Here is a 13,468-nt window from a genome sequence, read left to right as displayed (position 1 = left end):
CATGGCCGAATCACCGTTTCCCGATGTGCGCTGGGGCAGCGAAACGAGCTTCATCCGCACACCCGCCGTCGCGTTCGCCGCGACCAAACCAGGATCGTGGGTGATCCGGAACCTCGCAGGCGTCGACCGCAGGCTGCTCGAGCGAACGAACGGCCGGTTCACGATCCTCGGTCCCATCGCCGCGCCGGTGGTGCTTCTGACGACGACCGGCCGCAAATCCGGTCGACCCAGAACGTCCCCGCTGCTGTACTACCGCGAGAGCGACAAGCTGTACGTCGTCGGCAGCAACTTCGGGCAACAGCACCACCCGGCATGGACGTCGAACCTCCTCGCCGACCCCAACGCCACCGTCGCCATCGGGGGCAAGAAGATCCCCGTCACCGCCACCCCCGTCGTCGGCGCGGAGAAAGCTCGCATCTACGCGGCGTTCAACGACATGGTCCGCGTCTACGGGGAGTACAAGAACCGCACCGACCGGGACATGCGCATGTTCGAACTGGCGGCCGTGCAGCCCTGACCACCCGCATGGACGTGCCACCGCCTACGCGTTGCGGTGGCACATCCATGCCAGCGGGGAGCGGTCGAACTAACCCAACTTGCGCAGCCGCGGCGACAGGTCGCGCTCGAAGAGTTCGAGGAAGCGCTTCTGGTCGTGTCCGGGGGCGTGGAAGACGAGGTGGTTCAGGCCCGCGTCGGTGTACTGCTTGACCTTCTCCACGGCCTCGTCGGGGTCGGAGGCGACGATCCACCGCTTGGCGACCTGCTCGATGGGCAGTTCGTCGGCTGCTTTCTCCATTTCGATCGGGTCGTCGATGGAGTGCTTCTGCTCCGGGGTCAGTGACAGTGGCGCCCAGAATCGGGTGTTCTCCAGCGCGAGGTCCGGGTCGGTGTCGTAGGAGATCTTGATTTCGATCATCTTGTCGATGTCGCCTGCGTCGCGTTCGGCTTTGCCTGCGCCCTCTTCGACGGCGGGAAGCAGCTTGTCGGTGTAGAGCTCCATGCCCTTGCCGGAAGTGCAGATGAAGCCGTCGCCTGCGCGGCCTGCGTACCGGGCGACGACGGGTCCGCCCGCGGCGATGTAGACGGGGATTCCGCCTTCGGGGACGTCGTAGATCGATGCACCCTTGGTGGTGTAGTACTCGCCGTCGAAGTCGACGCGGTCACCGAGCCACAGTTCTCGCATCAGGCGCACGGATTCGCGGAGGCGCGCGAAGCGTTCCTTGAATTCGGGCCATTCTCCGGTGAATCCGGTGGCGATTTCGTTGAGTGCTTCGCCGGTGCCGACGCCGAGCATGATTCGCCCCGGGTACAGGCAGCCCATCGTGGCGAATGCCTGGGCGATGACGGAGGGGTTGTAGCGGAAGGTCGGGGTGAGGACCGAGGTGCCGAGCTGGATGGTCTTGGTTCGTTCACCGACGGCCGTCATCCATGCCAACGAGAACGGTGCGTGTCCGCCTTCGTGCCGCCAGGGCTGGAAGTGGTCACTGACCGTCGCCGAGTCCATGCCGTGCTGCTCGGCGAGAACACCGAGTTCGACGAGCTCGCGCGGTCCGAACTGCTCCGCCGACGCCTTGTATCCCAGTTTCAAAGCCTGTGCCACGCGCTGCTCCCTTGTCGAATGTCACTAATCCTTCGATTGTGCACTCCCGACGGAAACGGTGGGCTAGTGGATCCCCAGCACCGTGACAATTCCGGCCAATACGGCAACTGCACCGATTCCGACGGCGAACATCCAGAGATCTTTGGCGTCGGGCATCGGCGCTCCGGCTTCGAGTGCCCGACGGACCTGCAACCAGCGTCGCAATCCGACGACGGCAGCCGACGCCGCCATGCCGATCAGGACCAGTCCGAGCGTCGTGCGAACCCATCCGGTACTGAAATCGGGAACGAGGTGGACGATGGCGATGCCGCCCGCGAGCAAACCGAGCGACGTGCGCATCCACGCCAGGAAGGTGCGCTCGCTGGCCAGGGTGAATCGTTCGTCCGGGCGGGCGGGCGGTCCAACAGGCGGCTCGTCGGTCACACTCCACATGATGCACCATCGGCTGGAACCGCTATTTCTTCGGGCGCAGCACCGTTCCGTGCACTCCGTGCTCGTCGATGGCGGCGAGCTCGGCGTCGTCCAGATCGGCGAAAGTGGTTGCTGCCAGGTTGTGTTCGAGTTGAGCGGTCGAGCTCGCACCGACGAGCGCAGTGGTGACCTCCGGACGGCGAAGAACCCACTGCAACGCCAGCTGAGGTAACGACTGACCACGTGCCTGCGCGATCTTGTTCAGCGCCGCGGCTCGCTCGACGTAGACGTCGGAGATGTCGTCGGCGTTCAGGAAAGCACTGTCGGCGGCGCGTGAATCCGCGGGCACGGTGCCCTGCAGGTACTTGTCGGTGAGCAGTCCCTGTGCCAGCGGCGAGTAGGCGACCACACCGGTGCCGTCCTGAGCTGCAGTGTCCAGGTGACCGCTCCGTTCGACGGTCCGATCGAAGATGGAGTACCTGGATTGGTGCACGAGCAGAGGTGTGCCCAGCTTCTGCGCGATGATCGCCGCGTCGTGAGCGCGCTCGGCGGTGTAGTTGGAGATGCCGATGTAGTGCGCTTTGCCCTGCGCCACGATGGAGGCCAAGGCTCCGATGGTCTCTTCCAGAGGTGTGTCGAGATCCGGGCTGTGCGAGTAGAAGATGTCGACGTGATCGACTCCCAGGTCACGCAGGGTGATGTCGATGGAATCGAGCAGGGTCTTCCGTCCGCCACCGCCCAGGTACGGGCTCGCGCCGATGGGGTTGCCTGCCTTCGATGCGATGACGATCTCGTCGCGGTACCGCCCGAGATCGCTGCCGAGTACGCGACCGAACACCTTCTCCGCGGCACGGAACGGCGGACCGTAGCGGTTGGCGAGATCGAAATGCGTGATGCCCAGATCGAATGCGCGGAGGATGATCTCGCGCTGAGTCTCGAAGTGTCGGTTGTCGCCGAAGTTCTGCCACAGACCGAGGGAGAACTCGGGAAGCTTCAATCCGCTTCTGCCGCTGCGGCGGAACTGCGCGTTGTCGTAACGGTTCTCTGCTGCTGAGTAGGTCATGATGCTTTCCGGTCCGATGCGGCGTGCTCGTCGTCCAGACCGAGGTGGCCACGCAGTGTGGTGGATGTGTATTCCGTGCGGTGGACCCCACGTTCCTGAAGGGCAGGAACGAGTTTGTCGACGAGGTCGTCGATACCGTCGCGCAGGTGATAGGGATTGATGTTGAATCCGTCGACGACGCGGTGGCGCACCAGCTCGGTCCAGCGGTCGGCAACCTGGGCCGGCGTACCCGAGTGGAAACGCGACGCGGGCGACACTTCGAGAACGAGCTCTCTGATGGACAACCCCTTGTCCGACGCCAGCTTTCGCCACCGCTCGATCTGATCCAACTTTCCGGTGCGCGCGTCGATCGACAGCGTGCCCCTGGATGGATCGAGCTCGGAGTCCACCGGATCGATGTCCGGGAGCGGACCCTCCGGGTCGTACGCCGACAGGTCCTTGCCCCAGTAGTGTTCCAGGAACGCGATGGCGCGAACACCGTTGTGCGCGTTGGATCGCAGCCAGCGGACCTTCTCCTCGGCCTCGTCGGGCGTGTCCCCGAGGACGACGGTCACGCCGGGCAGAATCTTCACGGCATCCGCCGCCCGCCCGAACGCCGCGGTCCTGGTGCGGAGATCGCGTGCGTAGGCGACGGCGTCGTCGTAGGCGTTGTTGGCCGAGAACACGACGTCGGCGTGACGCGCAGCGAGATCGCGGCCGCCCGTCGAGTCGCCGGCCTGGAACAGTATCGGTCGACCTTGCGCGCTGGCTGGGACGTTCGGCGTCGCGTGCGCTGTCAGAAGGTCGGTGTCCGAGCCGATCTTCTCACCGGCCCAGTACTGCTTGGCGAGTTCGACGACCTGTGTTGCGCGCTCGTATCGACGTTCGTGGGCGAGCCACCCGCCACGCCGGAAGTTCTCACCGGTCCAGGCATTGTCGGTGGTGACGATGTTCCAGCCTGCGCGCCCCTCGGAGAGCGCGTCGAGGCTCGCGAGGCGCCGAGCAAGTTCGACCGGCAGGCTGTACGTGGTGTTCTGCGTTGCGACGAGCCCGATGCGCTCGGTGACGCTCGCGAGTGCCGCGAGTTGGGTGATGGCGTCGGGCCGGCCCGCGATGTCGGTGGACAGGATGGCGCCGCGGTTCTCGCGAACGCGCTGGCCGTCACCGAGGAAGAAGGCGTCGAACAGTCCGCGTTCGAGCTTCTGCGCGACCTCGACGAACGTGTCCGTGGCGACCTGGTCGGGGGCGTTCGGGTCCTCCCACACGGTCTGGGCACCGATGCCGGGGTAGAAGACTCCGAGGTGGATCTGCGCGTTCTCGTCGTAGGCGGCACCGGTGTCGGGATGGCTGTCGATGGTCGACAAGAGTTCTCCTAGTTCTGTGCCGTCACGGCGTAGCGGCTGACGGGACGGTCGAGTCCGAGGTTCTCTCGGAGTGTGCGGCCCGGTTCCGGGCGGCGCAGTACCCCTGCCTCGGCCAGTGCGGGCGCGACCCTGTCGATCAGGTCACCGAGCTCCTCGGCGGATGCCGGCGTGAACCGCACTCCGTCGACGACACCGACGAGCGGCGAAACATCGTCCGTCACGGACACATCCGCGAACACCAGCCGGTCGTGCTCTGCGGCCGAGGTCGGATCTTCGACGAGGACGATGTCGAGCAGATCGGCGATACCGAGGTCCGCGCGACCGATGACGACGATCTGACCCTGCGGCGAGCGCGGAGTGATGAGTGGTCCGACGACGTCGAAGAACTCTCCTTCGAATCGAACGTGGTGAACCTTGTCCGGGTCGAGGTACCTGCCGGTCGCGGTGTCGCGGATGACAGCGTCGTCCTCCCACGAATCCCACAGTCGCCGTGCGAGATCGACGACGTCGCGTACTTCCCGCGTGATCGCGTCGGCGTCGCGCACGTCGGTCCCCACTGCATCGTGGGCTGCGCTGCGATTGTCGGCGCCGACGACCCAGGCACCGCGTCCGTGCGAGGTGTGATCGAGGCTCGCCAGCTGGGTGGCGAGGAAGAACGGCTCGGTGGTGAGCGTGTGGACCGTCGGCCCCAGTCCGATCGTCGACGTCGTGGACGAGACGAACGCGGCACGAGTGCCTGCGTCGATGCGGTATTCCTCGTCGGCTTCGGGAACGAGCGCATCCCCGAACGTCACGAGGGTGAACCCGGCGCGTTCGGCGGCCGTCACCGCTTCCTTCAGTGCCCTGGGCGATTCGTTGCGGCCGTCCAGTTCGACAGCCAGAAGTAGTCCGTTTCCTGTGCTCACTGCGTGTGCACCGTCGGGACGCCGTGCTCTTTCAGTGCAGGAAACCCACCGTCCACGTGCGAGACGTTGGTGTAGCCGAGCCCCTTCAGTTCGTCGACGACGGGGCCCGAGCCCTTGACGGATCCGCAGAACACGACGATCGGCTCGTCACGATCACGGTCGGCGGCGCCGAACTCGGCCTCGACGGCAGCCTTGTCGACGACGACGGCTCCGGCGACGGTGCCGAACTCGATTCGCGACTTCTCACTTCGGACGTCGATCAATGTCGCAGTGGCGGAAGCTGCCTCGGCGGGAGAGATCAGTGATGCGTCGTTCGAGCTCATGGTCCTTCTTTCACGAAAAGGTGGCGTTACTTGCCTGAATCAACCAACTATCTTTCCCCACGGACCGGGTAGGAAAAAGGATTGGGATCAGCCTGAGTCGAATGGACACCTCAGGCCGGAGTGCGTACCAACGTCAGTTCCGAACGCTGGCGCAGCTCGAATCCGATGGACAGGTACAACCGAATGGCGTTCTCGTTCGACGCCGACGCGTGCAGAAACGGCTTCTCGCCGCGTTCCCGGATACCGTGCCCGACGGCACGCACGAGTTCGGTGGCCAGGCCACGACCGCGGTAGGCCGGATCGGTGCACACCGCGCTGATCTCGGTCCACCCCTGCGGGTGCATCCGCTCCCCCGCCATCGCGACCAGCGCACCCCCGGCGTCGGCGTCGCGGATCCCGAGGTAGGTTCCGAGCTCGAACGTCCTCGGCAGGAACGGTCCCGGCTTGGTGCGGTCGACGAGATCCAGCATCTCCGGAACGTCGGGTGCGCCGAGTACGACGGCATCCGCGTACGGCCGGGTCTCGAGATGAGTCCCGACGAGTTGGACGAGGCCGAATTGGTCGATCAGCTCCCAGCCGTCGGGAATCACGTGCCCGGTGCCGCGCAGCGACACGATCTCACCGTGTCCGAACAGTTCGACGATGTCGTTCCAATCGGACTGCTCGAGCACGGGCGGGTGGCCGAGAAACGGCGCGACCTCCGGGTCGAAGCGAAAACTGCGGCCCACCGTGCGCGCGAACCTGGCGTGCGCCCCCAGCAGTGAACTGCGAATCGGATCGTCGAGCGGGTGACCCGCCTGCTCGTCGAGGAAGTTGATGCTCACCGTGTGCCTTTCGAGAACTCTCTGACCGGATTCACATCGATCCAACGCAGCACCTGCTCCACCGATTCCTCCACCGACTGGCCTGCGGTGTCGAGGACGTGATGCGGGGATGTCCACGGCTCGTAGTCGCGGTCCTGGATGTCGGCCCACGTCGGCACCGCCAGCCCAGGAATGCCGACGTCGCGCGTCCGAACGCGTCGGCGATGCTCGTCGACGTCGGAGCAGGCCACCTCGATCAGGACGATCTCGGCTCCGGTTTCCGACGCCACCTTCCGCCATGCGTCGCGCGACGCGGCCACCGGCGACACGCTGTCGACCACAACGGGCACCCCCACGGCGAGCTGATCGGCCGCCAGCGCGTACAGCACCGAGTACCCCACCGTCCCCGGGACGATTCCCGCGGTGGTGATGCGGTGCTCGATCGTGTCGAGTCGCAGGTACGGCCACTGAAGACGGGACGCGACTTCCCGCGCCACCGTCGTCTTCCCGGTGGCCGGAAGTCCGGCGAGGACGACGAGTGTGCTCACCCCCGGTCGAGCACGGCCAGGACCTGGGCCACGAGGTCGTCGATGTCGGCGCCGGTGGTGTCGATGGTCAGGTCGGGCGACGACGGCGGCTCGTAGGGCGCGTCGATGCCGGTGAGTCCCTTGAGTTCGCCGGCGCGGGCACGCTTGTACAGACCCTTGGGGTCGCGGCGCTCGCATTCTTCGAGCGGCGTGCTGACGGCGACCTCGACGAAGGTGAGTCCTGCAGCGTCGTTGAGGGCGCGCGCGATGGCACGGTCGGATTCGAGAGGCGAGACGAGGGATGCGATGGCCACGACGCCTGCGTCGGCGAGCAGCCTCGTCAGATGCCCGACGCGTCGGATGTTCTCGGCTCGGTCGCCCGGGGTGAATCCGAGGTCGTCGGACAGTCCGTGCCGGACGTTGTCGCCGTCGAGAAGATATGCAGCGCGGCCCGATTCGACGAGCGCGCGCTCCAGTGCGACGGCGACGGTCGATTTGCCCGACGCCGGCAACCCGGTGAACCACACCGTCGCTCCGTGTTGACCGGTGGACGACCATCGGTGGGCGCGGTCGAGAGCCGACGGGTGCCATTTGATGTCGTTGCGGGTCTGTTCGCCGGGTTTGACCTCGCGGGCCTCGGAGATCGTGCCTGCGCCGACGGTGTCGTTCGACGTCTCGTCGATGAGGATGAAGGCACCGGCGTCGCGGTTGTCCGTGTACGGGTCGGCGAGGATCACCGAGGACGTTCGCAGTGTCACGGTGCCGATGTCGTTGAGCGTCAGTTCGACCGGTTGATCCTGCTCGTCGAGGGTTTCTGGATCGAGCCGGGAGTGCAGTGCCTGCACGGTCGCACGCACGGTCGACGCCGTGTGCTTGAGCGCGACGCGATCACCGGCGCGCAGCGGGGTGTCGCCGAACCAGCAGACGGTTGCCTCGATCTCGCGGGCGAGGACCGGAACGTGTGCGGCCTCGGCGCCGCTGACGACGACGTCGCCGCGACCGATGTCGATGTCGTCGGCGAGGGAGATGGACACCGAAAGCGGTGCCACCGCGGTGGAGCGGTTGTCGTCGAGTGTGTCGAGCGCGGTGACGGTACTGCGCGCTCCCGACGGCAGTGCCACCACGGCGTCACCGACCTGCAGCGTTCCGGCGGACAGGCGACCGGTGTAGCGTCGCCGCTCGTTCGCCGTGGGTCGCGACGCCCACTGGATGGGAAGGCGCAGTTCCTCCGGACGTGTTGCAGGAGCGACGAGTTCGACGGATTCGAGGTACTCGAGCAAGGTGGGGCCGGTGTACCACGGGGTGTTGGTCGATCGGTGGACGACGTTGTCGCCGTCCTTGGCCGCGAGTGGGATCACCGTCAGATCGGTGGCGCCGAGACGGCCGGCGAGCGTGTGCAGCTCGGCTTCGACGTCACGGAACTTGTCTTCCGCATAGTCGATCAGATCGATCTTGTTGACGGCGGCGACCAGGTGCCGGACGCCGAGCAGCGACGAGATCCGTGCGTGCCGTCTGGTCTGCCGCAGTACGCCTGCCCGGGCGTCGACGAGGAGAACGGCGACGTGTGCGGTCGATGCGCCGGTGAACATGTTGCGGGTGTACCGCTCGTGACCCGGTGTGTCGGCGAGGATGTAGCTGCGGTTCTCGGTGGAGAAGAACCGGTAGGCGACGTCGATGGTGATGCCTTGTTCCTGTTCGGCGCGCAATCCGTCGGACAGGGCCGCGAGGTCGGGGACACCGTCGTCGCGCGTCACTGCTTCGAGGTGATCGAGGGGCAGGCTGTCGGTGTCGAACATGAGCCGTCCGATGAGCGTGCTCTTGCCGTCGTCGACCGAGCCCGCGGTTGCCAGTCGCAGTAGTTGCCGTGTCATCAGAAGTACCCCTCGCGCTTGCGATCTTCCATCGCGGCCACCGAAGTCCGGTCGTCGGCGCGCGTCTCTCCCCGTTCGGATACCGTCGCGGCCGAGATCTCCCCGATCACTCCGGCGATGTCGGTTGCATGGCTACGGACGGCGCCGGTGATGGTGAGATCACCGACAGTGCGGTATCGAACCCATTCCGTCGCGGCCTGTTCGGTCTCGGCCGGAGATGTGAATTCCGATGTGGCGAGCAGAATTCCGTCTCGGGCGAACACCTCGCGCTCGTGCGCGAAGTAGATCGACGGGAGCTCGAGGCCTTCGAGTTCGATGTACCGCCAGATGTCGAGTTCGGTCCAGTTGCTGAGCGGGAACACGCGCACCTGCTCGCCGCGTCTGATTCGGCCGTTGTACAGCGACCACGGCTCGGGCCGCTGCGCACGAGGATCCCACTGCCCGAATGCATCTCGGAAACTCAGTACGCGCTCTTTGGCACGTGCCCGTTCCTCGTCGCGTCGCGCACCGCCGAAGGCAGCATCGAACCGGCCCGCCTCGAGGGCGTCGAGCAGCGTTCTGGTCTGCAGTCGGTTCCGCGAGCCGTTGGGGCCACCGATCTCGCTCGCACGCCCGGAGTCGATGGATTCCTGCACGGAGGCGACGATCAGTCTGTGTCCCGCCGTTTCGAGCCTGCGATCACGGAACTCGATGACCTCGGGGAAGTTGTGCCCGGTGTCCACGTGCATCACCGGGAACGGAAGCGGTGACGGACGAAACGCTTTCTCCGCCAAACGAAGGAGAACGATCGAGTCCTTGCCCGCGGAGAAGAGGAGAACAGGACGTTCGAGTTCGGCCACCACCTCGCGGATGATGTGCACGGCCTCGGCTTCGAGAACGCGGAGCTCGTCCACGTGAGTGACGTCGGGGGTCACCTCGTCGGTGGTCGTCATACTGAAATCCTTTCTGCGCGGTAACGCTCGATCCAGTCGTTCGACCTGTCGTTGCCCTGCCGCTGCAGGGCGGGCGGCGGCGCCAACTCCGGATCGAGCCCCAAGGCGACCAGCACCCTGGCGACCTGTCCGGTCGTGTCCGATGCCAGCTCGTGGTAGTCGATGTCGAGGGGTTCGACACCGGCCTCGCCGAACCATCGCGCCCACTGCCGCTCCTGATCCTCCAGAATGGCGTGGAGATGAGCGATGCCGTCGGCGTTGTACTCGGCGCGAGCGTCCACCTCCGGGTCGGCACGGCCGCGCCACACCTGGGTCTGCACGGCGCGCCACATCGACACCGCCTGCGCCACAGTGTCTTTTCGCGCGACATGCACCAGCAGAACGTCCGGGCCCAGTACGTCCTCTATGCCGGTCTTCAGGTCGCCGGCGTCCGGATCGTCGGCCTGCCGGCCTGCCAATCCGTCGGCCCATGCGGTGAGCAGCGGCGTCTGGTTCCACATGAGCTTGCCACCCCACACTCCGTTCGGGGTGCGCCCGGCATCGAGGATTCGGGCGCGCCACTCCTGCGGCGTCTCCGTGGACGGTGTTCCGGGCTTCCACGGCGCGAGCAATCTCAGGATGTTCTCGTCGTCGACGCCGGCGAACCACTCACGCGGCTGAGGCGCCAGCGACGTGCTCGGGAGGTACTGGAAGAACTCCTGTGGCTCGCCAGCCTGCCCGGTTGCACGAAGCGATTCGACGAGCAGGGTGCTTCCGCTTCGCTGTGACGCGAGGACGAGGTACGAACGCGGCTGATCGCTCATGCCGGGAATACTAGACACACGCGAAACACTTTGCACAACAGGATTTTCGATCCTGTTGCGTCAAACCATTGCCAAACCGAACTCAGTGTGCAGCGGGACCGTCCTGCGTGCCCTCCGCTATCCCGCGCTCGGACGACAGCGGAGACCGCGACGGCAGTTTCAGGCCTTTCGTGACGAGGTAGTCGTGGGTGTAGCGGTCGGAAATGCGCGACCCGACGAAGTCCGACGGAATCACGTCACGCGTGGATTCACGCCACGTGTGCAACCTCAGAGCCAGGTCCTCGGCAATGGCACGGTACTCCGAATCCTCGTGCAGATTCACTGTCTCGCCCGGGTCGCTGCGCAGATCGTAGAGCTCGTTTCGTGCACGCGGTGAGCGCACCGATTCGGCCACGGCCTGGCCCGACGGGCTCTCCTCGATGTCCCACGGCAGGTCGAGTACGGGACGTTCGGCGTAGTTCTCGATGTAGCTGAAATCCTTCGTCCGCACGGCGCGGATGGGGTCGAAGGAATCGTGGTAGGTCTTCGAGGTGAACACCTCGTCGCGCACCGGCGCGCGTCCCGACGCGAGGTTGGCTGCGTGCGAGAGCCCTTCCACCTCGTCGGGTACGGGTGCACCCAGGAGGTCGAGCAGGGTGGGCACCAGGTCGACGCCGCTGAAGAGCTCGTCGTAGACCCGGGGCGCAAGACCGCGATCGGTCGGTGGTCTGACGATCAACGCAATCCCCGTCCCTGCCTCGTACAAGGTCGACTTCGCTCGGGGAAACGCCGGACCGTGGTCGGTCATGAACACGACCCACGTCGAACGGTCGAGCCCGGTCTCGGCGAGGGTGTCGAGCAGCTCGCCCACGGCAGCGTCGGCGACGGTGATCGATCCGTGGAACTCGGCGAGGTCCTCGCGGACCTCCGGCGTGTCCGGCAGGTAGTCGGGAAGCTCCACGGCATCGGCGTCGTCCGGGGTGTACCGCTCGGCGGGGTACGGACGGTGCGTCTCGAAGAATCCCGCGGTCAGGAAGAACGGCTCGGTGCGATCCTCGCGCAACCAGGCGTCGGCCTTCTCCACGACGTACTCGCAGTACGAGTTGGAGACGTCGTAGGAATCGAAACCCAGCCGGGACGGAAACGAGGACTCGTGTTGCATGCCGAGCAGGGCCGTCTGCCAACCGGATTCACCGAGCAGCGCGGGCAAGGTCTGCACACCGGGGCGGTACTCCCACCCGTGGTGAGCCAATCCGACCAACCCGTTGCTGTGCGGATAGCGGCCGGTGAAGAGCGACCCTCGCGACGGTGAGCACAACGGCGCCGTCGCGTGCGCGTGCGTGAAGAGAAAGCCCTCCGCGGCAAGTGCGTCGACCCGCGGGCTCGATACCGAGCGGTGCCCGTATGCGCCGAGATGCCGCCCCAGATCGTGCCAGTGGATCAGCAGGACGTTCTCTTTCGTCATTCCTATTGCCTAGCACATGTCCGGCCCTCGCTCAGGGGGACAGGTGGCAGCATGGGGGTATGAGCGGTGGATGCTGTGCGCCCGATCGCGACGAGTCCAGTAGGCGTCGGGACCTTCCCGAGCGCGGCGCCGAGCCTGGCGTGCTGATCGAGGTGCCGGGTGGGACGTTCCTGATGGGATCGGAGGATCCCCTGGCGTATCCGGCCGATCTGGAGGGGCCGGTCCGCCGCGTCGAAGTCGAGGCGTTCTCGATCGCGCCGACGACGGTCACCGTTGCCGAGTTCGATGCGTTCGTCGCCGCGACCGGATACGTCACCGACGCCGAACAGTTCGGTGATTCCCTCGTCTTCGCCGGATCGCTCCCCGCCGAGGACTCGTCGCCCGCGGTCACCGCGACCCCGTGGTTCCGCGTCGTCTCCGGGGCGTCGTGGCGGCGGCCGTCGGGCCCGACGTCGTCGATCCGCCCGGTGGCCGATCACCCCGTCACCCACGTGTCCCGGCGTGACGCCGACGCGTACTGCGCGTGGGTCGGGTCGTCGTTGCCCAGCGAGGAGCAATGGGAGTACGCGGCGCGCGGCGGGTTGGAGCAGCAGCCGTTCCCCTGGGGGGCGGACGAATCGCTCGACCGGATGAACACGTGGCGCGGTGAGTTCCCCGGCGAGCACGTCGACACGGTGTTCACTGCACCCGTCCGGTCGTTCGAGCCGAACGGCTACGGCCTCTACAACATCACCGGCAACGTCTGGGAATGGACCACCGGGACGTTCGACGCCGCCCGCCGTGACATCCGGGCCGTCATCCGCGGCGGGTCGCACCTGTGCCACGCGAGCTACTGCCGGCGATACCGCACCTCGGCCCGTTCGGGCGTCACCGAGGACACCTCCAGCAGCCACATCGGGTTCAGGCTCAGCCGGTGAAGACTTTCTCGAAGGTGTTCGAGAACGGCATGGCCTCGTAGGGCGGGAAGATCGGGATGCGCGTGTAGCCGCTCTTCTCGTACAGGCGCACGGCGTCGGGCTGGCGGTCGCCGGTCTGCAGGATCAGCCGCGGCAGTCCGAGTTCGCGGGCCGCGTCCTCCGACGCGGTGAGCAACGCCCTGGACACCCCGGTTCCGCGGTGGTCCGGGTGCACGAACATGCGCTTGAGTTCCAGGTCACCGGCGTTCCATCGGACCGCTGCGTGTCCGACGGGTGTTTCTCCGGCGTAGACGACGATGGTGCGGTGCACGGTGTCCGGGTCGACGGCGTTCGCCTGCGTGCGGGCCATGTCCGCGGCCCGATCGGCGTACCGCGGCCCGACTTCTACGGCCATCGCCGCCCGCAAGGCTTCGGCATCGGCGTGGTCCCACGGGACCTCCTCCGTCCGCAGGGCCACTGTCACCAGGTCGTTCTCGACATTCACGCCGAAAAGTCCATCACCGCGGGCCGGCGCACGTCAACGGTT

The 13,468-nt window shown here is 66.3% G+C and carries 15 protein-coding genes; 2 read left to right on the top strand and 13 right to left on the bottom strand.

The features are described 5' to 3' along the window. Position 1 precedes the first annotated feature (1 nt). The gene (locus CH290_RS04880; RefSeq protein ID WP_019663268.1) at positions 2 to 517 is read left to right on the top strand and encodes a nitroreductase/quinone reductase family protein; all 516 of its coding nucleotides are present in this window, start codon (positions 2 to 4) and stop codon (positions 515 to 517) included. A 69-nt stretch (positions 518 to 586) separates the two neighbouring features. Here CH290_RS04880 and fgd read toward each other — a convergent pair whose 3' ends face one another. From fgd to CH290_RS04820, 12 genes are all read right to left on the bottom strand, one after another. Further along, positions 587 to 1,600, bottom strand: coding sequence for a glucose-6-phosphate dehydrogenase (coenzyme-F420) (gene fgd, locus CH290_RS04875; RefSeq protein ID WP_019663267.1), 1,014 nt, complete (start codon positions 1,598 to 1,600; stop codon positions 587 to 589). A gap of 63 nt (positions 1,601 to 1,663) precedes the next feature. Continuing rightward, positions 1,664 to 2,032, bottom strand: a complete 369-nt coding sequence (locus CH290_RS04870; RefSeq protein WP_033188697.1) for a YidH family protein — start codon at positions 2,030 to 2,032, stop codon at positions 1,664 to 1,666. Between the two features lie 22 nt (positions 2,033 to 2,054). Beyond that, complete coding sequence (locus tag CH290_RS04865; protein ID WP_019663265.1) at positions 2,055 to 3,074, bottom strand: aldo/keto reductase; 1,020 nt, start codon at positions 3,072 to 3,074, stop codon at positions 2,055 to 2,057. Beyond that, complete coding sequence (locus CH290_RS04860; protein ID WP_019663264.1) at positions 3,071 to 4,417, bottom strand: LLM class flavin-dependent oxidoreductase; 1,347 nt, start codon at positions 4,415 to 4,417, stop codon at positions 3,071 to 3,073. Before CH290_RS04860 ends, CH290_RS04865 begins: the two co-directional genes overlap by 4 nt. 8 nt (positions 4,418 to 4,425) lie before the next feature. Then, complete coding sequence (locus CH290_RS04855) at positions 4,426 to 5,322, bottom strand: LLM class flavin-dependent oxidoreductase (protein WP_033188698.1); 897 nt, start codon at positions 5,320 to 5,322, stop codon at positions 4,426 to 4,428. Further along, entirely contained in the window at positions 5,319 to 5,645 is a 327-nt protein-coding gene (locus CH290_RS04850; RefSeq protein ID WP_020110804.1) for a rhodanese-like domain-containing protein, read from the bottom strand. The genes CH290_RS04855 and CH290_RS04850 overlap by 4 nt, the downstream gene beginning before the upstream one ends. A gap of 110 nt (positions 5,646 to 5,755) precedes the next feature. Beyond that, positions 5,756 to 6,469, bottom strand: a complete 714-nt coding sequence (locus tag CH290_RS04845; protein ID WP_019663261.1) for a GNAT family N-acetyltransferase — start codon at positions 6,467 to 6,469, stop codon at positions 5,756 to 5,758. Further along, a complete protein-coding gene (locus CH290_RS04840) occupies positions 6,466 to 6,996 on the bottom strand; it encodes a P-loop nucleotide/nucleoside kinase family protein (RefSeq protein ID WP_020110806.1) in 531 nt (176 codons plus the stop codon). The genes CH290_RS04845 and CH290_RS04840 overlap by 4 nt, the downstream gene beginning before the upstream one ends. Then, positions 6,993 to 8,846 carry an adenylyl-sulfate kinase gene (gene cysC / locus CH290_RS04835; RefSeq protein ID WP_033188699.1) on the bottom strand — a complete coding sequence of 618 codons (1,854 nt, stop codon included), beginning with the start codon at positions 8,844 to 8,846 and terminating at the stop codon, positions 6,993 to 6,995. The genes CH290_RS04840 and cysC overlap by 4 nt, the downstream gene beginning before the upstream one ends. After that, the gene (cysD, locus tag CH290_RS04830) at positions 8,846 to 9,778 is read right to left on the bottom strand and encodes a sulfate adenylyltransferase subunit CysD (RefSeq protein WP_019663258.1); all 933 of its coding nucleotides are present in this window, start codon (positions 9,776 to 9,778) and stop codon (positions 8,846 to 8,848) included. The genes cysC and cysD overlap by 1 nt, the downstream gene beginning before the upstream one ends. Next, the gene (gene stf0, locus CH290_RS04825) at positions 9,775 to 10,581 is read right to left on the bottom strand and encodes a trehalose 2-sulfotransferase (RefSeq protein ID WP_033188716.1); all 807 of its coding nucleotides are present in this window, start codon (positions 10,579 to 10,581) and stop codon (positions 9,775 to 9,777) included. Before stf0 ends, cysD begins: the two co-directional genes overlap by 4 nt. Before the next feature lie 82 nt (positions 10,582 to 10,663). Further along, positions 10,664 to 12,025, bottom strand: a complete 1,362-nt coding sequence (locus CH290_RS04820; protein WP_033188700.1) for a sulfatase family protein — start codon at positions 12,023 to 12,025, stop codon at positions 10,664 to 10,666. Between the two features lie 59 nt (positions 12,026 to 12,084). On the opposite strand from CH290_RS04820, the gene CH290_RS04815 reads away from it, so the two are divergent. Beyond that, positions 12,085 to 12,942, top strand: a complete 858-nt coding sequence (locus CH290_RS04815; protein WP_033188701.1) for a formylglycine-generating enzyme family protein — start codon at positions 12,085 to 12,087, stop codon at positions 12,940 to 12,942. Here CH290_RS04815 and CH290_RS04810 read toward each other — a convergent pair. Next, complete coding sequence (locus CH290_RS04810) at positions 12,932 to 13,426, bottom strand: GNAT family N-acetyltransferase (RefSeq protein ID WP_033188702.1); 495 nt, start codon at positions 13,424 to 13,426, stop codon at positions 12,932 to 12,934. The genes CH290_RS04815 and CH290_RS04810 overlap by 11 nt on opposite strands. Positions 13,427 to 13,468 lie beyond the last annotated feature (42 nt).

The sequence above is a fragment of the Rhodococcus sp. 06-156-4 genome (assembly GCF_002259345.1).
Taxonomy (GTDB): Bacteria; Actinomycetota; Actinomycetes; order Mycobacteriales; family Mycobacteriaceae; genus Rhodococcoides; species Rhodococcoides fascians_E.
Note: the sequence above shows the minus strand (reverse complement) of the source record. Positions and strands in the feature narration are given on the sequence as shown.